Raw genomic sequence first — 21,821 nt, forward strand, 5'->3', positions numbered from 1 at the left:
CATTCTGACCTCGATCGGCACAAACTGGGCCGCGATTAGCCGGTCAATGTGGTGACAATGCCGCGATGGAATCGTTCTTCGCGTTGCTGCAACGCAACGTCCTCGACCGGCGCCACTGGAGCAGCCGTGAGGAACTACGGTTGGCGATCGTCGAGTGGATTGAGAAGACCTACCACCGGCGTCGCCGGCAACGCGGTCTCGGTCGACTGACACCCGTCGAATATGAGACGCTCCATCAGACCGCACACGCGGCCTGAAACTGCACACCCCGTGTGTCAACCAGGGTGGGGGCAGTCCCCTTGCCGAGAGGCGATATGACCGGCACCGTCTTCCTGACCGGGTAAGACCTGCATTGCGCAGCGTTCCTGGGAAGGAAACGAAGCCGCTGTCACCGGGGAAGGCGACAGCGGCTTCCCTTCGCGCGCACCACGCGCTACCTGAAGCCCATCCATTCCCGAAAGCCCGGAATGGGGACGTACCACACCGAGTCCCCCAGCAACCACCACACGAACTCCTGCAGCGACATCATTACTCCTCCTCCTCAGCTGACGGCGTCTCTACGATTCGGGCACGAAGACTGGCGGTAATGGCGGTATTCCAAACCTGAAGTATTCCTGGGCGATTACCGACAGGTTTTCGAGGACTTCGGGGCGATCCGCGTTCGCCCAGATACCCCACTCGCGAGTGACCCGGTGAGCGCCCCGGCGATGGGAATGTCACCGGACGGGGTTAACGGCACGAGTGCTGGTCAGCGAGTTTCAGTCAGGGGCCGGCTATCGGGGTGCCGGTGAGCGTTCCGCCTCCGGGGCGTGAAGGACGAGTAGTCACATCTGGAGAGCCCGCACGGTGAGCAGGAGTCCGGACTCCACACCTTCGTCGTGGCTGATTCTTAGCTGGTCGCCATTAGGTGCGGTTGCTATGTACACCTGCTCGCTGCGTTCGAGGTTCGGTCTACGCATCTCTTCGTGAAACGGGCCGTCGTTCAGACTTACTCTCGGTCGGTCGACTTCCTCGGTGACACCGGACCGTTCCAGCAAGGCCTCTCGCGTGGCGGGTGATGCCGTACGCACCATGACAGTTCCGGAGGAGTCCGGGAAGCTCGATTGCCATTCGCAGGAGACGACGTCGTCGTCGTCGGAAAGATGTAGCCCCGACTCGGACGCGAACGGGAGAGCGGAGTCGCAAGGGTCGTCATGAAACACCCAGGAAACGGTAAACATACCCGTGATGAGGAGAGCAACCACTACTACCCCACATCCGAGCCATAACCACCTGCTGCGGACCTGCGGGCCCCGAGTCTTCAACCGATCGCGCATCCACCACATCGTACGGACGGTCAAGATCCGGAAAGGACAATGAATCGGGCCGAGACCTCAAGAGTGGCCGAAACTTCGTTGAGCGCGGCCACCCTGGCGACTGACTTGGACTGCGCGCCGACGAATCCGCCGGTGGCCGCCGGTGGCCGCATTATCTCCCGCGGCGACGGCACCACCGCGTATAGGCCGATCTGGATACTGGACCACCCCCGACGTCTGGGCGCACATCGCCCGCCACCGGCTCCCGGTGAATCCCGTCTACGCCAAACTCCGCGATCTGGGTGTCCCCGCCCAGCAACACGACTCTCCCACCTCATCAACGGTGGCCACCTCGACCGCGGCCGGCTGACCTGGCTACGCCGCGGATGGCCCACCCTCTTTGAGCAACTCGCCGACCCTCTCCCCCGCACCCGACAACTGAGCTAGGAAATGTCGCCGGGGGATGTCGAGAACCCGCGCGCGGCTTCGTCCCCGCAGTGAAACGGCGGTCCCTCAGGGTGAGGCCGACGCCTACTCCTCGACTACCGATGCTGCGCGTCGGATGATGTCTGCGACGACATTGGGTCGCGACACATACACGGCGTGGCTTCCGGGCGTCTCGACCACGGTCGCTCCCATCCGTTCGGCCATCGAATCCTGTGCAGCAGGCGGGATCATCCGATCTTCGGTGACATGCAGATACCAACTCGGCTTGACGCGCCAGGCGGCCTCGCTGATGGTGCCGCCGAGGGCGTCGAGACCCCACGGAACCTGAGAGTCGGCCAGGAACGCCGCTTCCTCGGCCGACACGTCCGCGGCGAAGGAACTGTGAAACTTCTCCCTGTCCAGGAAAAGGTACCCGTCTCGCGGCGGCAGAATCGCGGGCTGGGGTCCGTCCTGCGGGAAGCCGCCGAGGAGGGTGTTCACAGACTCACCCGTGTCCGGCGCGAAAGCCGTGATGTAGACGAGGGCGGCGACGTTGGGGTGCGTACCCGCCTCGGTGATGACGGCTCCCCCCTAGGAGACCCCTAGGAGTGCCCCACGAGGATGACAGGACCGGCGACATCCTCGATGACCTGACGTGTCGTGGTCGCATCGTCCATGAGCGATTTCGTCGGATTCTGCACGACGCGCACACCGAATCCGTCCCTCTTGAGGGCGTCGTATACGGCCCTCCAGCCGGATCCGTCCACAACACCCCCATGAACGAGAACGACGGTCTTTTCTGGTGAACTCATAGTGGCCTCCCTGACTGGACGCTGGTCAACATCGGCGAATCTAAGGGCGCTGCGAGTTCAGTCTTGATGAGTCCGTCGGTCGGCGTGGGCGAAGTGACCGCTTCCGCACGTGCACAGAACGATTCGGTCCCCGATGACGACTAGTCGATCAGTGGCTTCCCTTCGATGCCGTGGCCCGTACCGCCGGTGTCGTCGAAGACGTCGGCCGCCCCCACAGGGTCGACAATCCGGTCCAGATGACCGTCGCCACGACGGACGGTGAATCGAGTCGCGTGTTCGCGGATGCGCTCGTCACACGAGTGGTGACGTGGACCCGCGAAACGCACCTCCTGCCATCGCGGAACGAATGACTCCTCGCGTGGTGCCGCACCGAGCATCCCACCCGAGGTACTGAAGCAAACGAAAAGGGTCCCCTGACCATTCATGTCGTACTCAATTGGAAGCGGCGGCAACCGTCGCCGTCGATCTCGCCGCCGTCGGCGCGGACGTTCTCCACCGGGACGACGACCCTAAGGCGCCCTCCCCGGGGCGGACCGTCGCGCCGCCGGATCCGAGTTCGGTGCCGGCCCGCCGACACGCGGGAATCCCCGCACACGGGTGTGCCGGGGATTCCCGCTGATTGGTGGCGTCGCCGAGAACTAGGTTCTGTCTGCTAATTGCGCAGTCGGTGGGTTGTGATTGTGGGGCGAGGAGTACGCCACCGAGGTAGATGATGGCGTACATGTCGTAGCGAGTTGCGACACCGCGCCAGTGCTTGAGTCGGTTGAAGCCACGCTCGACGGTGTTGCGGTGTCGGTAGAGCACGGCATCGAAGACCGGTGGTCGCCCACCTCGGGAGCCTTTCTCCTTCCGCCGTGCGATCTGACCGGATCGTTCCGGGATCGTGTGTGCGATGCGTTTCGTCCGCAGTAGTTTCCGAGTCGAGGTATGGGAGTACGCCTTGTCCGCGAGCAACCGCATCGTGCCACCGTGTCGATTCGGATAGATCTCGAGCAGCGGCGCCAGCTGGGGTTGTCGCCGACCTGCCCGGCGGTCAGCAACATCGCGACCGGAGCGCAGGTGCCGTCGACGAGGGCGTGGATCTTCGTAGTCCATCTGCCCCGGGAACGTCCCAGTGCGTGATCGGTGGGCTCGCCTGCAATCGTGTAATTCGACTTAGCCCCCTGGCAGCAGGACATCTGTTCCGTACTGGGGTACTTCGGCGAGGATCGTGTATCCCCTGTCGAGGTAGGGCTGGGCGGCGGCGGCGCGTTCGGCCTTCTCCGCGCGGTCGTCGAGCAGCTGTTGCGCGATGCAACGGAACTGGTATCGGCCAGCCGTCATCAGCTTCTCGACAGCCTCGGTGTCTCCTTCCGCTTCGATTATGTGGACACCTTTCGAGCGTCAACTACAGCCGGACCTCGTCGCGAGATCCTCTAGGTATTGATTCTGAAATTCTCCGCGCCGGGTGGTTCAGCGTGGGTGCGAGCTCAGCGAGCTCGATCGGAGTAGTTGGGTCGGCCGAGGAGTGGGGTTGGGCGTGCGCCAATCGACTGGTGTGCCACGAAATGGCCTTCCCGTTAAATGGCACCTGCAGAAGGCGCTCGACAAAACCATGCAGGCCATCGAAACCCGCAACCACACCGAGACGTCGGCGGAAACATCTAGACGCGACGTTCCGTGACCGTCCGAGTATCGGCGGGGCGAAGTGGACGTCATTACAGACCCCCGGAATCCTTACAGGACAACGAGAATCAGGCCGAGCGTCAGCGCAGCAGTTTGCGTGCGTGGCGGCAAGCGAGTTACTTGTTAGGGGCCGATGGAACCCCACGACTCTGGTCGGCCCGGACCAGAGTCGAGTCGGTCGCCGACCACACGGATACCGCGCTGGCCGGCTCAGGGACGGGTGTTGTGACACCGATCAACCGGCGGAGCCGAGGTGCTCCGTGCCCAGGTGGTCGGTGACGGTGTCCGCGATGTCGCCGAGGACGTCGAGTTGCTCGGCGGTGAGCAGATCGACGAAGCAATGCCGAACCCCGGCCAGGTGGAGCGGCGCCGCCGCTTCGATGGCGGCCACGCCCTCGTCGGTGAGCAGGACGTCAAATCCGCGGGCGTCGGTGTCGCACCGAGCGCGGCGAACGCTGCCGCGGGCTTCCATGCGGGCGATCTGGTGCGAGAGCCGACTTCGTTCCCATCCCAACGCCCGGCCGAGATCGCGAGAACGGATCCGACGGCCGGGCGCTTCGGACACCTCGACGAGGACGACATAGTCTGCCTCGGTGAGGCCGAATTCCTCGGTCAGCTGCCGCGCCAGGTGCGCACTCAGGTCGGCGTGCATGCGGCGAAGACCGCGCCATGCCCGGCTCTCCCGTTCGTCCAACCACTTTGTCACCATGCCCCAACAATAGCTTTCTGTTGACACGTCATCAAAGTGGAGAGTAGTTTTGTGGATACATCAACAAATTGATGTGGGCCCTCCAACCACACCACATCGATCCCTGCAGGAGTGATTCGCCATGACCAGAATCGGCATCATCGTCGGCAGCACCCGTCCCAACCGCAACAGCGAGAAGGTCGCCCGTTGGGTTCACGACATCGCCTCCCAGCGTGGCGACGCGGAGTTCGAGTTGATCGACCTACGCGATCACACCTTGCCGCACCTGGACGAACCGATGCCGCCGTCCTACGGGCAATACCAGAACGAGCACACCAAGCAGTGGTCAGCCACGATCGCCGCGTTCGACGGATTCGTCATCGCTTCCCCCGAATACAACCACGGTATCCCGGGAGTACTCAAGAACGCCCTCGACTACCTGTACACCGAATGGACCAACAAGGCAGTCGGATTCGTGACCTGGGGCGCCGTCGGAGGAGCCCGCGCCGCTGAACACCTGCGCACCATCGCCGGGGAACTGCAGATGGCCGACGTGCGGCGGCAAGTCACCCTGTCGCTGGCCGCCGACTTCGAGCACTACACGGAATTCGCCCCCAGCGACCACCAGGCCGCCGCGGCGAACGCGATGCTCGATCAGGTCATCACGTGGAGCACCGCGCTTGCCCCGGTTCGAGCCGCGGCAGCCGCTGCCTGAATCGAGTCCCCAAACCACTACGGGTCCGCCAAGTATGCATGAGGCCCACTCCCGGCCGGGATCCCGCACGGATAGTATTCGCGCGCAACATAATTCAAGTCACAACCACCAGGAGTCGGGAGGAGAAACCGACCAATAGAGTCATCACCCCAACGCGTCGCCACCACACTCCACAAACACCCACGGGAGGTCGACGATGGATATCGTCGTTCTGATCGGCCGAATTCTCTTCTCCGCACTGTTCCTGTCCTCGGCCGTGGGCCACCTGACCCAGTCCACGACGATGGCGCAGTACGCCGCCGCCAAGGGCCTGCCCCTCCCCCAGGTCTCGGTCCTGCTCTCCGGGGTGGTCCTCGTCGCCGGCGCGCTGAGCGTACTGCTCGGCGTCTGGGCCGACCTTGGATCCCTACTGCTGGTCGCCTTCCTCGTCCCCACAGCGGCGCTCATGCACAACTTCTGGTCCGCATCCGACCCACAAACCCGGCAGATGGAGATGATCCAGTTCAACAAGGACATCGCGTTGGCCGGCGCCGCACTGATGCTGTTCGCGTTCTTCGCCCACGACGCCGACCTCGGGCTGACCCTTACCGGACCGCTTTTCCCGCTATAGAAGCAGGCTGCAGTTGCAGACCGCGAAACAACATCGCGAGGACAAGGACACAACATGACCGAGCGGACCATTGAACTTCTTCATCGAAACCTCCAGGAGGTCTTCGGGGAGGGCGACGCGACCCGCCGACGCGCCGCCATCGAAGAGTTTTACACCGACGATTGCGTGCTCTACGCCCCGGACGGCGTCTTCGTCGGACACGACGCACTCGAAAAATTCGCCGGGGACCTACGCGCGACCCATCCCCAATCTGCCTACACACCCCATGGACAGGCCCAAGCCCTACACAACGGGGGAATCCTTGCATGGGGCTCGGGCCCGACAGGCGAGCCGCCTGAGTACACCGGACTCGATGTTGTCATCGTTCGCGAAAGCAAGATCGCTGCGCTGTACGTATTCCTCAATCCGGAACTCTCCTAACGCAGCAGAGGGCCTCCCGCTCGGGTCGAGTCGCCGTGAGTGATTCGCCGGAGCCAGCTCTAGTGCTTGGAGCACCCTTCCGCTACTCGTGCGGTGCAAGCACAGCGTCACCGAACCAGTGGCAGGTCAGCAAGGCGATCTCGACATCCAGGCGGTCCCCGGTGAGGGGGTGGCCGCGGCGTTCGATCCCGCGCTGGACCCGGTACTTCACCGAGTTGAAGTGCAGGTGGAGTTCCTCGGCGGCGGACTTGTAGCTGGAACCGTGTCCAAGGAAGGTGCGCAGCGTCTCGCGGAGCCGCGCATCGCTCTCGGTGTCCGCTGCGAGAGGTCCGAGTGTCTCGTGCACCCACCTTCGTGCCTCTGGGAGGTTTTCGCCGAGGAGGGCTGCGGCAGCGAGCCCCGGCTCGTCTGCCGTGGTGACACGCCGTGTGAGGCCGCCGGAGGCCAGCGCGACCTTGTGTGCGTTCTGCGCTGTCGATGTGATCGACGGAAGCCATCGACACCGGGTAAGGGTGCACCGATCGCGATGTACGGTGGGTCGGGCAGTTCCGGGACGATCCGTCGGATTGCGGCGACCGCGCTCTCTGCATCGTCGCGGCGCAGGGGGATCCATCCCCAGCCAGTCACTCGATCCGCCGCCACGAACAGCGCATCGCCGGGGGTGTCGATCGATTGGGCGAAGTGCCGGACGGTCCGCTCCAGCCCTCCGAGTTCGGTGGCGGAGTTCTCGGCGTCGTCGAACCAGAGGACCAGCGCTAGGTGCGTTCGCCGCAGCGGATACCCGATCGCGGCGGTCACCGCATCGACGTCGACATCGGTGGCATCGAGAACTTCGCGGACGCGCACCGCGCGGACGCTACTGCGGTTCTCCAGCCAGTGGTCGCGCTCGGCCTCGTAGATCTGGACGACTTGTTAAGAGATCCAGTCGATGTAGCCGAACGTCACCGTTGCAATTCGGTCGTACACGTCAAGGCGGAGTGCGGGATCGAGGTCGGCTTGACGGATCGCGTCCAGGATGAACGGTCTCATCCGCGGCCCAAGAGCTGCCGCACGCCACCGTCCTCGTCGACCGCATACAGCACCATCCCCAACAGATCGAGAACCCGCTGAGGCGCTCGCACCGCAGCCTCCACCGACCACGGCTCGTCACGAACCACCAACGCAAACGACACCGCCTGATCCGGCTCGCTCGGCATCCGCCTCACCAACTGCCCGATCGCGGTATCGACATCCAACCCCGGCTCGGTCATCGCACCCTTGACCTCGACATAGAGCCGGCGGCCATCCTTCTCGGCCACGATGTCCACGAAATCCACCTCGGTACGGACCACCCACCCCTGAGACGACAACCACCCCGCGAAGTCCCGGGCCACGCGAGCCTCATCACCTCTCATACCGAACACGGTAAGCCCGAAACATCAGTTCCGAACAACACCACAGCGCAAACACCTCCGGTGCCGCAATGCCACGACTGAGGCATCCCCGACAAATCATGCGGTGCGATCGACGTACCCCTTCAACACCTCATCCGTGTCATTCATGTAATCGACTGACTGCTAGCGCAATTCGTGTGACCGACGTTCGCCGCTGCAGAACCGGCCACGAAACGGCTACCGCCGATCACTCTCCCCGGTGCCGGCCGGGCGTCTACACGGACGAACCCGGGGCCGAGTTCGGGTTCGGGTTCGGGTTCGGGGCGGAGCGGTAGGAGCCCGGATCGATGGTCAGGTCTTCGGTACCGGCAAAGACCAGCCGCCCATCGTCGAGCGCAACCGCCCACCGATGCACCGGCGCCCACGCGTGCCCACCACCGCCCGGATCGGTCACCGCCGCATAATCCTCGACCACCTCACCGGTGAGATCGGCCCCGGCGCTCCTGCGGACCAGCACCCGGACACCGACCCTCAACTCCGGGCCATCGACCGGCCGGTTGCCGCTGTGTCGGGCCATACTGATGCACCTCTTCGCTCGGCGAAACTCCCGAGATCGAGCATAAACACCGACCAGCCCAGCACGCGACCCGACCTGCACGAACTCCACCCGCGCACGGAATGCCGAAGTAGTCGGCTGCCATGATGCCGTCGGCGGTCCCCATCCAGACGCAGCAACCCGCACTCATTCGCGGAACAGACGCAGTGCAACCGCCACTCCACTCCCTGCGCCCGCCCTTGTCGTCAACGGCTCTCTCCTAGTTGGACTCTCGTCACTCACGAGCACCCAGACTCTGATTCCTCCGATTTCCTCTACGCTGACTCCATCCCCCCGTCGGGCGGACCGCCCACATCACCCGGCGGTAATTGTGCCGGTGCGATGGTCGAGCGCCGTTGCGTTCGCGGCACCAGCGGGATGACGTGCCGCCTCGGCCCGTATACCGCGCAAGATCAGTTCGGGACCCGCGGCAATCGTGCGAGGCTGTTCAGCTTGTCGAGAACCTGATCGACAGCGGTGGTCGGGAGACGGACATCCTCGCCCTCCGACGCCCGGAGGCGAACACGAACGAAGGCGAGCATGGCGAGTTCACGCTCGAGGTCGGCTGCAGTCCGCGCGTTCACGGTCTCATCCTGCCGCGAGCGGCGGCGATCAGAATTGTGCCGATACCACGGACCGATCCTCTCGGTGTACGGGCCCCGGACCCCGGAATTGACGAACGGAGCGAGGCCTGTCCGCACCGGTTGCAGGCGGACTGTAAACCCGAATTCACCGCGCTGCCCGCAGAGTTCACTACACGTCACCGGTCGGCCGTAGACCATGATCGGGTATCGGGTATCGGGTATCGGGTATCGGGCAGCGGGCGCGGCGGCTCGGGCGAGTCCGGTCGCGACGCGAACGCCCACATCACAAACACCGCGGCACAAACACCGCGGCGCCCACGACCAGACACACCAGCACCGCATTCAGGACTCGACCGGGAGTTCGATCTCCCGAATCGTGGACCGCCGATCGGGACCGGTTCCGCGCCGTCGGCATCGGTGACAATGCCGAGCTCGCGACCAAACCCGTGTTGGCGCAGACATGATCGAACGCGCGCTCGACGCGGAGGTGCGGTTCGCGTGGCTCATCGCGGACGAGGCCTGCGGGCAGATGAATTCCCTGCGTGTCTGGCTCAAGGAAACGATATGCGTCGTACATGCTGGCCACGGCCGGGGCGACGACGTGTTCACCCGGACGGGCGCAGCGGCCGGGCGGGCGGACGAGATGATCGCCACGGGCCCGCCGAAGCAGTGCCGCCGAATCTCCGGCGACGGCACGCGCGGATGACGCGAGCATTCCCGGGTGCGGGTGCCGATGTGCATCGCGTGGGCGCCCGGACGTAGGCGCTGGTTGCCTGCGAGGCGCGGTCGAGTTCGGCGAGCTCGTCGACATGCACCTCTCACTGAAGGGCTGCCCTTGTCTCTCCAACTCGACGACACACATAATTCGGATTGAGAGTTTCGAGTTACTGAATCGAGATAGGTCAGCATCCAGACCGTAAATGATCTTGAATGGTCGGCTCATCCACGGGAAAGAATGACATTCGTGGAATTTCCGGCGAGGAAGCGACGCGGCGGAGTCACGATCGGACGATCCGGTGCAGCGGAAAGAGGTCCGCAGGTGACCTACGAACCCCATTTCCGTCACCAAAGAGCCAATTCAAGCCTCTGGCAGCACTACTAGCCGCTGAGTGACCCAGCAGAACCCGTGAAGAAGTCGAGGGCGCCGAGAAGGGTGGAGACGTTCGAGAAGAAGTCGGCCAAGAAAGCGAGGTCCATTTGTAACTCCAGTTCGATTGTTCAGAGAATCGTGACACACGGCACACGATGTGAATATTTATACCGGCCCGATAACAATTCCGCAACGACACATTGCGGTCAACCAGCAACGAGTGACATCCAGCCCCCACCGGAGGAGCGCAGTCAGGGGCGAACCCGGCACCCCGGCTCGTAGTCACTTCGGACCAGAGCTCGACTACACCGATCCGCTGACCCGGTGAACGAGGTGCACCCGCACTCACGATCGAAATGGTGGAGTTCCATACCACGGCGTACCCCGGCAGATCAGCCTCCTCTCACGCTCAGAGTCGGTGACGCAGCAGTCTTCCCGGCACACACCTGGGAGCAATGGCACATCCCGCGATACGTACGCAAGCACGCGGTTCTGCGGCCCCACACACCACGGCCGATCTACGCCGGCCTCGGCGGCGCGCTCATCGAGACCGACTCCACCCCATCGCCGCGGCGCTGCAGCCTCCTGCCGGGAACGACACCCGGACGCTGCCCGGCACCGGCCATTCTGACCCCGACGACACCGAGGCTCACACACCCGCACCGGTGCGTTTGACGCAGATCCGGTCACCGGCCGTACGCATCAGCCGTCGTGACCTTGCGGTCGTCGGCGACGTCCGGATGGTGAACTTATCGGTCTGCGGGGAGCATGTACGGGTCGTGTTGGCAGGCTGAGCGGACTAATCCGGACGGTCGGGCGATCCGGTGACGGGAACGTCGGTGCGGGCCGCCCGGATCCGCGCCATGCCGGGATGCCGGGTGGTCGGCATGATCCCCGGCAGTAGGAATCTCCACATCTCGTCGACCCGCTGCTCGAGATCGGTGCGATGGGCCAGGACCTGGGACACGGTCTGGACTCCGGTGAACGCGCCGATGACGAACCGTGCGAACGTCGGCGGGTCGATGGTGTCGACAAGGTCGCCCTCGGCGACCGCTCGGGCGGCCAACCCTTGACAGGCGGCGATCCAATCCAGGTATGGGCCCGCGGGGCCACGGTCGTCGGCGCTGAGCTCGAGGGTGATGCGGATCCCGGCCCGCACGATCGGGTCCTGCACGATCTGCCGGGCCATCTCGTGGCAGAGCATCACGATCTGCTCGATCGCCGACGCCTCCTGCGCGGCGATCGCCTGCACGGCGGAGATGGAGATCCGGTGCTGCTCGGCGATGATGTGCCGGGCCAAATCCTCCTTGGACCGGAAGTGAAAGTACAAGGCCCCCTTCGTCATGCCCGCCGCCTCGAGGATCTCGACGAGACTGGCACCCTCGAACCCGGACTTGTCGAACATTTCCGCTGCGCCGCGGACGATCTGGGCCCGGGTCACCGCCGCCCGTTGCTGTTGCACCATCTACCGCACCTTCCGTGCCCGTCGCCGCTGCAGCCCTTGGTCAAGATTGGGAGCGAGGTCAGCCCCGGGGACTTTCGATCGCACCCCTGCAGCCTGCGCGACGCTACCACCGGCACCGGTGCGCCTCATCTCCGGAAAATCCCGCGTCCACCTGCATGTGCACCGATACCCGCTCACACGAAAACAGACCAATGTGCCGCTTCTTCGGTGGGCGCCGCCGGTCCGCGCCAGCGCCGTCGCGGTTCGGCTTGTGTCGCTATCGGTGGTCGCGGTATTGCTCGGCGATCTCCTCGGTGTCCCGGGCCAGCCAGGTCAGCTCCCCCACCGATTCATTCCCGGGCAGGAGCAGATCCGCCCGTCGGCACTGCGGCCCGCGGATACACACCAATGCCAACCCGGAATCGGACAACGTCTGCCACAGCTGCTCACCCGATGACGACGCCATGTTACCCATTCAACCGCACCACACCACCCTGACACGAGGAACAGACCGGGACGTCTCGAACACCCGCACCCGCCACCGGGCGCTGTGCACCACACGTCGACAGTCTCTCTGCGCCCGGACGAGTGGAGTTCGGGAGGATCGTTACCAGGCGAGACGATCGGTCAGCACCGAAATCCGTCCCGCCACAGCCAACACCGCATTCGGATGCGCGGTGCCGACGTGGGCGAGCTTGGACCGATGGCCGCCGGCCGGAGTTGGACCACCGAGAAAGGCATGTGGCCTGGGTCACATTTCAGGGATCGGGGCGGGCGGCGGATCTACCATTTCCTCGCACCGGAACACCAAGGAGCAGGTCGCCAAACCAATACGCAAGCCAAACCTGTACTGGCTAGCAGGGCTTGGCGCACACACCGTTCCGCCGAGTTCCGTGGATCCGGTCGATAATTCCACACGCAGCACATCCGAGGAGACCTCAGCGACGCCCACCACCCCGGTACACCAACGCGAACCGTGCTTCTCGACCGGAGCGGGTCCTCCCTTCCCGACGCGCAATGCATCAGCAGCGCGGTCAGAGCTCACGCGGCGGGTACCCGTTGTATGTCCCGGCGAGGCCCGGCCGGAGCGGACTACACTCCGACCGGGCCGCTTCGGCCCACCTGGCGTGACCGCATCTAGGGAGTCCCGTGGCGCGTATATCACAGCGGCCGAGATGGTTTCAGCTTCGTTGATCTTCAGCTGCGGGTTCGACGTCGGGGGCTCAGCCCGCCGGCACCGACAGCCACGAGCCACCACCCGTACTCCCGGCAATGCAGTCGCCTTCACCCGACACAGATCAGGACACCCACGACCGCTACTGCGACCAGCGAGGCGCCGCCGCAGATCGCCCACGCCCGTGTCGCCAGCTGCCGCCACCGATCACACCGCTCGTCTACATCGGCGATGCCGACCGAGCCCTTCAGATTCGGATGGGACGCTCGGGACTCCGCAAGGCGGTGGACCTTTGCGTCCGCTCGTGCCGCCACACCCAACGAGACGGGGACCACCAGAAGCGTCACCACCAGCAGAGCAACCATGAGACCTACGCCCGTCCCGAACATCATCGTCCCTTCCACAGCAAACAGGGCCCGTCACGGGTATCGCGCGTTGATCACCGGCCACGCAGAGCCACGGGCACAACCACGCCCCTGTCAGCTCTATCGCCGAACTGCCACCGAGTGTTTCACTCGACGCCATCGGCGCAGGACAATGGGTCGCCGCGGGCCTACACGCCGGGCATCGGGAACTTCCACACCGCCACCACAACTACGCCCATGATCAGTCCGGCGTACAGAACAGTGCTAACCACACCGACCCGCAACGTATTCAGCAGACTTGCGCCCAGGTTCTCGGTAATCCGTGCCATGACAACTCTTCTCTCACGTGCAGATAATTTTCGGCAGCCACGTCGAATGGCGGCGTACCAGCTACCTTGGACCGACTTCGACACCTGCACATTGGCCGAACTACCTACACACATACCCGTATTTGGGTCTGGAGGTTTGGGTCTCAGCTCAGGGTTGCAACCGAACATCCCCGAGCGCCAGGCTTCTCCCACAAATTCAGCTGTGTTCTACGTCACAGCCTTGGTGCCTGAGCTATGTCGCCCAAGCATTTCGCGCCGCCGGCACAACTCGTGCGGGGTTGCCTGCCAGCTCGCCGGTAGTGATCCGGCTTGGCCGTTGGTCGTCGGCGACAACTGCAGGTGAGCGGCTCGCTGCAGATACTCGATTGCGCAGAACAATTGCTCATGCGACTGGACACGGTGCAGCACAGAACAATCGGCAAATGAAGCGGAACTGCCACCTACTCTCTCGCTATCGAAGCCCGCCGGCACTGCTGCGGCGAAGCAGAACAAGACGGGTCCGGTAGCGCACCTTGTCGCTGAATCACGCAGATCGCCCTCAGAAACTCCATCCGGATCGTGCACGCACCGCAGCAAGCCTCGTCGAAATCACACTTACTGGTCGGTAATCCGGAGGTGCGAAAAATACTGCAATGGCATGGATCACACTCCCTGGACTTCCCTGCGTCGGCTCACGAAGATCAATTCGTGCACTGCTCGTTACTACGTGCAGATTGTCCGTGTAGCGCCCCTGCCAGCTGATCGACATCGTTGGCGGGGGCTGCGCTTGGCTGCGCCACAACACATCAACCCCGTCACCGCCGCTGTTCGCGCCTTTTGACGCGGCGCCCCTCGGCTCACGTGTCACCCTCGGAGCGAGTCGGCTATTGCCCCAGTCTCGTTCGCCTATTTCCATGCGCGCATTATCGGAATCCCCTGATCCGAACTGGGCAGACGGTGTCCAATTCGTACTCCGGCGGCAGTGATGTTGGGGTGGGTGTGTGCGGCCGGGTCATCGGCCAACATCCAGGCCGACGTGCTCGTCGCGGCGCGGCCGATATTGCACGCCATCGACATCGGGATTCGCGGCGAGGATCTCCGCGACCCACCGACGAGTGTGCAAAATACCCCGAGAGGTCGCACGTGGGCGACCATGCCCCGCGTTGGTCCGGGAGCCCGAACCCGGTCAAACCCACGACCCAGGCCATGCAGATCTCGACCCCATGGACGGCCCCAGGCACGAAAACAGGTATGCCTACCGGTCGTTCTACCGTCGTCGGATGGATATCTCGCGAGGAGTGTGGGAGTCGCACAACCCCCGAACTCTGCAAGTCGAGGCCCCCGATGCACGATCAGCTCCACCGCGATCAGCTCCCACCGCTCCCCCCTCGTCGCACGCGACGTCTTCACCATCCGCCACTTCGATCAGTGCCACACCATGCCCGCCGCCGACGCGCCCACATGCTCGTCGTGCCGCAGCACCGAACCAGGCAAGGCTCCCTCGTCGGGAACGACACGATCATGTCGTGGACGGTCATCGAGCTGTCGCCCAGTTGGATGGGCACCGACTTCACCCCCCTTTCACGGGCGCGATCCTCGCGCTCGACGATCGGACCGTCAGGCATACGCCCGGGTCGACGACTCCCTCGCACGGGGTGCCCGGGGGCAGGATCTGCGTCCGCAATGACCGGATGATATTGCGGGCGAGCCGTATCCGCTGTTTGGTGCAGTTCGAGTCGTCGCCCATCCCACCACCGATCCGGTGCGGACGGCCGCGACCGCGCCGTTCGTCCGCAGCATTGCCTGTGCCCCGACGGCCTTCCCGAAGGCCGAACCTGGGGCCAACAGCGACGGCGGACAGGGTCCTGCAGCTTCCGGACCCCGACAGTCAGCCGTGACGAAGCCGTCGAGCCGAGCCCAGCTCGCCGCCAAGAAGAGGCCTACAGGTAGGCCCTCGATATTGCGAGGAAGAGAGAATCAAGTTGAGAAGGCTTTACGGGTATGTTGCGTGTCTCGCCGTCGCCCTCGGCGCACTCCTTGTCAACGCGCCGGCGGCATCAGCCACCGGTGTCGTGTCCAACGGCATCGCATGGACCGACGACCTGAACCCGGTCCCGCACCCACCCGGCATCATCGAATTCTGCACGATGGGCGTCGTCGGTACCGACTCACTCGGCAACAAGATCGGCATCTCCGCCGCCCACTGTGTCGACGGCACACCCGACGGTGCACCCGTCTACCGCTATGCGACGGCCGGACCACGGGAACACATCGGCAACATCGCCTACCGCAGTCCCGGCGGCGGGACCGGCGTCGACTGGGTGGTCCTCTACCTCAACGCTGACGCGGTACTCACATCGAATGGTCCCAGTGCCCGGGTCGACGGAATCGGCGCCCCCAACCCGGCCGGTCCCCATTGCAAGGACGGGGCCGGAACCGGCGTCCATTGCGGGTCGATCACCGCGCAGAACACGACACGCTTCTACAGCGACGCCCAATCAGGCGGTGGCGATTCCGGTGGTCCCGTACTTCAGAATAACACCGAGATCGTGGGCATGGTCCGCGGATTCGACACTGCACTGTTCGCGTTCGAGTACATCAAGTTCGATGCCGTCCTCGACGGCATCAACGCCCAACCCAACCCTGTCGGGAAAGGCTTCGTCGTCACCAACAACTGATGTGGACGCAGATTCGCCAAGAAGGCAGCAGGAGGTGGACGTCCGGGACCGTCGCGGGCTACGACATCTGCTGCACAATCGGCCACAGCCACTCTCGGAGAGGTTGGGGAAACGGGCTGTAATACAGCCACCAATTGTCCATTGGACATCCCTTCCGCGTGGGCGTCCCGGCGGTCCGTCGATCATACGTCCGACATCCGACAACGACGATGTCGAATATGCGCACGCCCCGAGTTCGACTGGCAGGAGTTCGTGCCGGTGTTCAGCGCCCCGTCTGCACCGCAGGTCCGGCCTGCGCGTTCGCGCCTCAGGTCGAATGGCAATCGACATCCGCGTTTCGGTGTCGGTTTCCGTTTGTCGTGTCGGTAGTTCGCCTGACCTTGATGACCAGTCCATAGCCGAAACACCACATGGCCGGCCGTTACTCCCCTTCATGCAGGGTGATCAGTGTTTCTCTGCGAGTGACACCGGTGTTCTACGACGCCGGCCACGAGCGGCCATCCGCTGGCCTGGGCCAGAGCTTGGGAGGCGCACGGGGACCACCGAAGATGGTGGTTGCAGTAGCGCCGACGGGCAAGACCGGGCAGCTTGCCTTTCATCATGCTTGGGGGTTGGCGGACGCCGGACCGCGCTCATACCGCCGGCAATGCTCCAGGACCACCACGCAGGTCAGCCCGGGACTGAATGAACCGTGCGCCATGAATCCGAACGCGCTCAGCGGTACTGTAGCGAATTGAGCGCACTCAGCATATGCACTCGTCATGTTGCCGACCGCCGCCGCACGTGCGCATGCTGCGCGCGTCGCCGATCCGTGGGTACTGACGATGTGGGCGTCTCATGACCGGCCTCGGCGCGCGCGTGTGGTGCCGGGCAGCGGCACCACATTCGTCCCGCGCTATGCGAGATAGCTTGGCACGTATAGGAACCCAGCTAAACGGAGCAGGCCGGTTTTCATCACAACCGAGGGGCGCCCTTGACGACGTCCACTTCCCACCAATAACGGACTCTGCGAATCGGTTCCGTGAGGGGGGACATGCCATCTTCGCAGCTGGGTGGCCTGCATCCAGGCGTTGAACATCCCGCCACTGATCCCGGATCCACCCACTCGGGTGTTCGCACCCGCTACCGTTTCCACATACGGGGACCACCTTCCACGGACCGAGCCCATGGCCGCACATCACCCGCACGATCCGCACGCGCGGGCCCCGCCGTGCCGCGATCGCGCACTTCGGCCAGGACGCACCCACCCTGCTGCCGCTGCGGGCCGGGGACGTCCTCGTCGTCAACGCCTCCCGCGCCGCGGTGGGCGCCCACCTGACCTCCCCGGCTGCGCTCGCCTACTACGTCGAGACCGGAGTTCGGGTGCTGTCGTCACCGAACTTGCACGCCAATGTCATCGCCACCGACAGGCGGGCGGTCATCGGCTCCGCCAATGCCTCCCACAGCTCGACGATCGCGGATGAGGCGGTGGTGATCGCCGACGATCCCGAGGTCGTTGCCTCCGTCCGAGCCTTCATCGAGGAGATCACCGAGGTCGACCAGGCCTTCCTCGACAACGCCACCGCGCAGTGGCAGAGAGGGCGCGCGCTACCGATCCCCGGGGTCAGCGGCCGCGGGCAAGCCGACCGCGGATTCCTGCCCGCCAAGATCACCCGGATGTTTCTGCGGCACATCGTCGAATACGAACCCAGCCCCACCGAACACCACACCTGGTCAACCCAGGCCCGCCACCACCGCCGCCCCGCCGGACCGGCAGCGAAGTACCAGCTCGAATGGTTCCACCACGACAAGTCCGACACCCGCCTGAAGCATGGGGACGTCCTGGTCTTCGTCACCGCCTGTGCATCACACTCTAATATTTCGATGCCCGAACGAAAGCATCACGGGCACTGGCGGTGTGGCCAGCTTCCGATGCTTGCTGGACATCAGCGAACACTAGAGCAGCGGTAGCCAACCACTCGTCGTGCCAACTTTCGTAATCACCCTCGACAATCCGCTCGGCCGTAGCCACTACCTCACCGAATCCGCTCCACCGTAGGAAATAAGACTGACCGACCGCGGGGTATCGAACCAGAGGTGTCAGTTCTGATCGCGCGTCTGTTCCGCAACCCAGGCCGCGACCTGTGTCCGAGAGGTGAAACCCAGCTTCGACAGGATGTGCTCCACGTGTCCCTGTGCGGTGCGTGGTGAGATCACCAGGCGGTCGGCGATTGCCTGATTCGTCAGGCCTTCGGCGATCAGGTCTGCGACTTGGCGTTCCCTCTTGGTCAGTCTCGTCGACGCGTCGGCGTCGGGCGTGGAGGGGCTGGGCGGATGTTCATGGAGGGCGTAAGCGATGGCCGCGTCGAAGCCGAGCAGTTCACCCTTGCGGTAGGCCGCCGCGAATGCTTTTCCCCCAACTATCTGGCGAGCCTTCTGTTCGCAGTTCTGATGGTAGGCAATCAGATTGGAATGTATGACGGCAACACTTCCCACCGATCGCGCCAACCCGTCCGCAGCGCCCATCAGCACTGCGGCACGAGTTGGGTCGCGCCGCTCGCACATGATCCAGGCCAGCGCCTCAAGGCAAGCCGTGGCGACGCGAGGGCCGCGCACTTGCCGGGTCAGCTCCAGCGACTGCTCGAGCAGCCGGACCGCGCGATCGGTATCGCCCTGTCGCCACACGGCAATTCCCAAGGCCCACAGCGAGTACGCCCGGTACATCTTCTCGCCGTATCGTTGTGTGATCGCGAGAACACGCTCGAGGAATTCGATCGCTTGGTCCGTCAGGCCGGACAGCCCATAGACCAACCCCAACGAGTACAGCACACCGGTTTCGAGTGTGCGTTCCCCGCGTCCGGTGAACTCTGCGAGCGCGGTTTCGAAGTGAGAGCGGGCGCGTCCAAGATCACCGCTGTGGAGGGCGAGCATACCGTCCGCGCACTCGACGACAGCACGCATCATCAGGTCACTGGTCTGCGCGGTGAGCGTGCGCGCCTCCTCGACGAGCGCGGTCCCCGCCTGGAGGTCGCCCTGCGCATCGGCCATCGCACTGGCGTAGTACAACGCCTTGACCCACTCCAAGGTGGGTGGGCCTGACTGGCAAGCTCGCAGTCGGTCGAGCCAGCGGCGCCCCTCGTTGTAGAAGCCCTGGGAGCCCCAGAACAAGAACAGTGCGGCGGCGGTGCGCAGGCCGGCGGCGGGATCATCGTCGATGCTAAATTCGAGGGCTTCCCGCAGGTTCGGTTGTTCCCGCTTCAGACGGGCGATCCAGTCGAGTTGGCGTGCGCTGATCCACTCGGCCTCCGCGTCCAGCGCCAGCGCCTGGTACCAGTCCCGGTGCCGGCGACGCAATTCGATTTCCTCGCCGGTCTGCTGGAGTTTCTCGTAGCCGTACTCACGGAGGGTCTCGAGCATCCGGAACCGCACCACCGACCCGGGTTCCTCCCGGATCAGGATCGACTTCTCCACCAGTGAGGTCAGCGTGTCGAGCAGTTCGTACGGGGCCAGACCCGCGCCGCACACCTGCTCGGCTGCATCGAGTTCGAAGCTTCCCGCGAATACTGCCACCCGCCCCCATACCAATTGCTCTTCGCGGTGCATAACTCGAAGCTCCAGTCGACGCACATCCGCAAAGTCTGCTGCCGCGTCGGCGCACCCCGGCTGCCGCGGGTCAGCAGCGTGTAGCGGTCGGTCAGCCGGCCCAGGATCTGCTCGGGTGACATCGCCCGCAACCGGGCGGCCGCCAATTCGATCGGTAGCGGCAGTCCGTCGAGCCGGTGGCAGATCCCCGCGACCTCCGCCGCATTGTCGTCGGTGAGGGCGAACCCCTGAACCGCGGCAGCGCCGCGGTTGACGAACAACGACACCGCGTCGTATCGAGGCAGCGCCCGCAGGGAGGGCGACCGCTCCGGATCCGGAACGGCCAGCGGAGGGACCCGCAGCACTGCTTCCCCGCCGATGGCCAGGGGTTCACGGCTGGTAGCCAGAATCCGCAGACCCGGGCACACACGCAACAGGGCCTCGGCGAGTTCCGCCACGGCATCCACCACGTGTTCACAGTTGTCGAGGACCAACAGCACCTCTCGCGGCGCGAGGAACTCGATCAGAACCTCACGCAGCGGCCTCGCCGAATGGTCCCGCAATCCCACGGCGCCGGCCACCGTGTCGACCAGCGACGACCCGTCCCGCAGTTCACCCAACTCGACCAGCCGCACACCGTCGGCGTACTCGCGCTGCACGGCGGACGCGACCCGCATCGCCAGCCGCGTCTTGCCGACACCGCCGATTCCGGTCAACGTTATTAGCCTCGATCCGGCGAGCAGGTTCTTCGCCTCGGTGAGTTCGTGTCGGCGGCCGACGAAACTCGTCAGTTCCAGGGGGAGATTCCCCCCGACGCCCCGAGGGGAAGGACCCGAAGATCGAGGCGGGTGTGTGTGGACACCGGCTGCGCTCACGGCGGTGTGCAGGGCCATCTCGTCGATGGGGAGGTCGTGGTTGCGTTGCAGCCCTCGCAGTTCCTCTCCGAAGTTGGCGGCGGTGGCCGGTCGCTGATCGGGCACGCGGGACATCGCGCGGGCGATCACGTCGGACACGTCGTCCGGGATCCCCTGCTTACGCAGGTCGGGCACCTCCTGTGTGGTGATCCGCAGGAACTGGGCGACGACCTGTTCGCCGCTGCGACGTTCGAATGCGGCATGCCCGGTGAGGGCACTGAACAGGGTGGCACCGAGGCCGTAGACATCGGCTGCCGGTGTCGGCGGTTCACCGCCGAGCACCTCCGGCGCGGTGTACGCCGGCGACCCGGTGACGGCACCGGTCGCGGTCTCGAATCCGCCGGCGATGTGCGCGATACCGAAATCGGCCAACTCGGGCTCGCCGTAATCGGTGAGCAGGATGTTCGCGGGTTTGACGTCGCGATGCAGGATGCCGAGCCGATGCGCCGACTCCACCGCGCCCGCCATCTTCACCCCGAGCAGCAACGCCTGATCCAACGGCAGCGGACCGTGTCGGCGGATCCACACGTCGAGGGAATCCTGCGGGTGATACGGCATCACGATGTAGGGACGGCCGCTGTCGGTGGCACCGACCTGCAGAATGTTGACGATGTTCGGGTGCCCGGTGAGCCGGCCCATCGCCCGCTGTTCCCGGAAGAACCGGGCCCGGCTGTCCTCGTCGAGGTCCACGGTGAGCACCTTCACCGCGACCGTACGATCCAGTTCCGCCTGTGTGCAGCGGTAGACGGCGCCGAAACCACCGCGGCCGATCTCCTCGGCATCGTCGAAGCCGGTGCCCGCCAGCTCCGCCGCCGAGGAGGCCGGGTACCGCTGAGTGTCGAGCGGATCACCTTCACCCATCGGACGGTCTACTCACTCCGTCGGCTCGTGGTCCGAGCACTGGTCCCGACGGCACGACCAGCACTGATACAACCAGTGGACTCACCTCCCGATAGCGTCCTGTCGAGGATATCGCTGACAGTGACCGGTCGCGTCGGCCATCGGCGCCTAACCGAACGGCACGCGCAGAGCCCGCCAGTACCTCGTACATCCTGCGGGTTCGACCGCTCCGTCCAGAACACGCGCCCCGCACTCGGAAGGCAT

At 64.7% G+C, this 21,821-nt stretch carries 17 protein-coding genes and 6 pseudogenes; 8 read left to right on the plus strand and 15 right to left on the minus strand.

What is annotated here, in order from left to right; all coding sequences use genetic code 11:
- Window positions 1-41: 41 nt before the first annotated feature.
- Window positions 42-257, plus strand: a pseudogene (locus tag OYT95_RS38630) (IS3 family transposase); the annotation flags it as partial.
- 567 nt (window positions 258-824) lie between these two features.
- Here the strand turns inward: OYT95_RS38630 and OYT95_RS38635 are convergent.
- Together OYT95_RS38635 and OYT95_RS38640 are read right to left on the minus strand one after the other, a co-directional pair.
- Window positions 825-1,244 (minus strand): hypothetical protein, encoded by a 420-nt coding sequence (locus OYT95_RS38635; RefSeq protein WP_268792871.1) that lies wholly within the window; start codon window positions 1,242-1,244, stop codon window positions 825-827.
- Window positions 1,245-1,826: 582 nt separating this feature from the next.
- Window positions 1,827-2,533 (minus strand): annotated as a pseudogene (locus tag OYT95_RS38640) (alpha/beta fold hydrolase).
- Window positions 2,534-2,691: 158 nt separating this feature from the next.
- On the opposite strand from OYT95_RS38640, the pseudogene OYT95_RS38645 reads away from it, so the two are divergent.
- Window positions 2,692-2,811: pseudogene (locus OYT95_RS38645) on the plus strand (class II glutamine amidotransferase); the annotation flags it as partial.
- Between the two features lie 406 nt (window positions 2,812-3,217).
- Here the strand turns inward: OYT95_RS38645 and OYT95_RS38650 are convergent.
- The 3 genes and pseudogenes from OYT95_RS38650 to OYT95_RS38660 all read right to left on the minus strand — a co-directional run.
- Window positions 3,218-3,699, minus strand: a pseudogene (locus OYT95_RS38650) (IS5 family transposase); the annotation flags it as partial.
- Window positions 3,689-3,856: a hypothetical protein gene (locus OYT95_RS38655; protein WP_268792872.1), complete on the minus strand. Its 168-nt coding sequence runs from the start codon at window positions 3,854-3,856 to the stop codon at window positions 3,689-3,691. The gene OYT95_RS38655 and the pseudogene OYT95_RS38650, both read right to left, overlap by 11 nt.
- A 577-nt stretch (window positions 3,857-4,433) precedes the next feature.
- Complete coding sequence (locus OYT95_RS38660) at window positions 4,434-4,907, minus strand: MarR family winged helix-turn-helix transcriptional regulator (RefSeq protein WP_268792873.1); 474 nt, start codon at window positions 4,905-4,907, stop codon at window positions 4,434-4,436.
- A 121-nt stretch (window positions 4,908-5,028) separates the two neighbouring features.
- On the opposite strand from OYT95_RS38660, the gene OYT95_RS38665 reads away from it, so the two are divergent.
- From OYT95_RS38665 to OYT95_RS38675, 3 genes are all read left to right on the plus strand, one after another.
- A complete protein-coding gene (locus OYT95_RS38665; protein ID WP_268792874.1) occupies window positions 5,029-5,601 on the plus strand; it encodes an NADPH-dependent FMN reductase in 573 nt (190 codons plus the stop codon).
- Between the two features lie 196 nt (window positions 5,602-5,797).
- Window positions 5,798-6,211 carry a DoxX family protein gene (locus tag OYT95_RS38670; protein WP_268792875.1) on the plus strand — a complete coding sequence of 138 codons (414 nt, stop codon included), beginning with the start codon at window positions 5,798-5,800 and terminating at the stop codon, window positions 6,209-6,211.
- A 54-nt stretch (window positions 6,212-6,265) separates the two neighbouring features.
- Window positions 6,266-6,631: a nuclear transport factor 2 family protein gene (locus OYT95_RS38675; protein ID WP_268792876.1), complete on the plus strand. Its 366-nt coding sequence runs from the start codon at window positions 6,266-6,268 to the stop codon at window positions 6,629-6,631.
- Window positions 6,632-6,713: 82 nt separating this feature from the next.
- Here the strand turns inward: OYT95_RS38675 and OYT95_RS38680 are convergent, their stop codons facing one another.
- From OYT95_RS38680 to OYT95_RS38700, 5 genes and pseudogenes are all read right to left on the minus strand, one after another.
- Complete coding sequence (locus OYT95_RS38680) at window positions 6,714-6,977, minus strand: helix-turn-helix domain-containing protein (protein ID WP_268792877.1); 264 nt, start codon at window positions 6,975-6,977, stop codon at window positions 6,714-6,716.
- 185 nt (window positions 6,978-7,162) lie between these two features.
- A pseudogene (locus OYT95_RS38685) lies at window positions 7,163-7,477 on the minus strand (PucR family transcriptional regulator); the annotation flags it as partial.
- Window positions 7,478-7,656: 179 nt separating this feature from the next.
- Complete coding sequence (locus OYT95_RS38690) at window positions 7,657-8,004, minus strand: hypothetical protein (RefSeq protein WP_268793271.1); 348 nt, start codon at window positions 8,002-8,004, stop codon at window positions 7,657-7,659.
- 274 nt (window positions 8,005-8,278) lie between these two features.
- A complete protein-coding gene (locus OYT95_RS38695; protein ID WP_268792878.1) occupies window positions 8,279-8,581 on the minus strand; it encodes a hypothetical protein in 303 nt (100 codons plus the stop codon).
- A gap of 431 nt (window positions 8,582-9,012) precedes the next feature.
- On the minus strand, window positions 9,013-9,183 hold the full coding sequence (locus OYT95_RS38700) for a hypothetical protein (protein ID WP_268792879.1): 171 nt from the start codon (window positions 9,181-9,183) through the stop codon (window positions 9,013-9,015).
- Window positions 9,184-9,643: 460 nt separating this feature from the next.
- Here OYT95_RS38700 and OYT95_RS44870 point away from each other — a divergent pair, with 460 nt between their 5' ends.
- Window positions 9,644-9,889: a hypothetical protein gene (locus tag OYT95_RS44870; RefSeq protein WP_442972596.1), complete on the plus strand. Its 246-nt coding sequence runs from the start codon at window positions 9,644-9,646 to the stop codon at window positions 9,887-9,889.
- Between the two features lie 1,183 nt (window positions 9,890-11,072).
- Here OYT95_RS44870 and OYT95_RS38710 read toward each other — a convergent pair.
- From OYT95_RS38710 to OYT95_RS38725, 4 genes are all read right to left on the minus strand, one after another.
- The gene (locus tag OYT95_RS38710) at window positions 11,073-11,738 is read right to left on the minus strand and encodes a ScbR family autoregulator-binding transcription factor (protein WP_268792880.1); all 666 of its coding nucleotides are present in this window, start codon (window positions 11,736-11,738) and stop codon (window positions 11,073-11,075) included.
- A 256-nt stretch (window positions 11,739-11,994) separates the two neighbouring features.
- Window positions 11,995-12,183, minus strand: coding sequence for a hypothetical protein (locus tag OYT95_RS38715; protein ID WP_268792881.1), 189 nt, complete (start codon window positions 12,181-12,183; stop codon window positions 11,995-11,997).
- 818 nt (window positions 12,184-13,001) lie between these two features.
- Window positions 13,002-13,283 carry a hypothetical protein gene (locus tag OYT95_RS38720; RefSeq protein WP_268792882.1) on the minus strand — a complete coding sequence of 94 codons (282 nt, stop codon included), beginning with the start codon at window positions 13,281-13,283 and terminating at the stop codon, window positions 13,002-13,004.
- A 161-nt stretch (window positions 13,284-13,444) separates the two neighbouring features.
- Window positions 13,445-13,585, minus strand: a complete 141-nt coding sequence (locus OYT95_RS38725; protein ID WP_200887862.1) for a hypothetical protein — start codon at window positions 13,583-13,585, stop codon at window positions 13,445-13,447.
- Window positions 13,586-15,546: 1,961 nt separating this feature from the next.
- Between OYT95_RS38725 and OYT95_RS38730 the strand changes: the two genes are divergently transcribed.
- Together OYT95_RS38730 and OYT95_RS38735 are read left to right on the plus strand one after the other, a co-directional pair.
- Window positions 15,547-16,242, plus strand: coding sequence for a hypothetical protein (locus OYT95_RS38730; RefSeq protein ID WP_268792883.1), 696 nt, complete (start codon window positions 15,547-15,549; stop codon window positions 16,240-16,242).
- Window positions 16,243-17,337: 1,095 nt separating this feature from the next.
- The gene (locus tag OYT95_RS38735) at window positions 17,338-18,192 is read left to right on the plus strand and encodes a phosphatidylserine/phosphatidylglycerophosphate/cardiolipin synthase family protein (RefSeq protein ID WP_442972610.1); all 855 of its coding nucleotides are present in this window, start codon (window positions 17,338-17,340) and stop codon (window positions 18,190-18,192) included.
- A gap of 129 nt (window positions 18,193-18,321) precedes the next feature.
- On the opposite strand, the pseudogene OYT95_RS44555 reads toward OYT95_RS38735, so the two are convergent.
- Window positions 18,322-21,578 (minus strand): annotated as a pseudogene (locus OYT95_RS44555) (protein kinase domain-containing protein).
- Between the last annotated feature and the right edge of the window lie 243 nt (window positions 21,579-21,821).

The sequence above is a fragment of the Rhodococcus sp. JS3073 genome (assembly GCF_026810085.1).
Taxonomy (GTDB): Bacteria; Actinomycetota; Actinomycetes; order Mycobacteriales; family Mycobacteriaceae; genus Rhodococcus_F; species Rhodococcus_F wratislaviensis.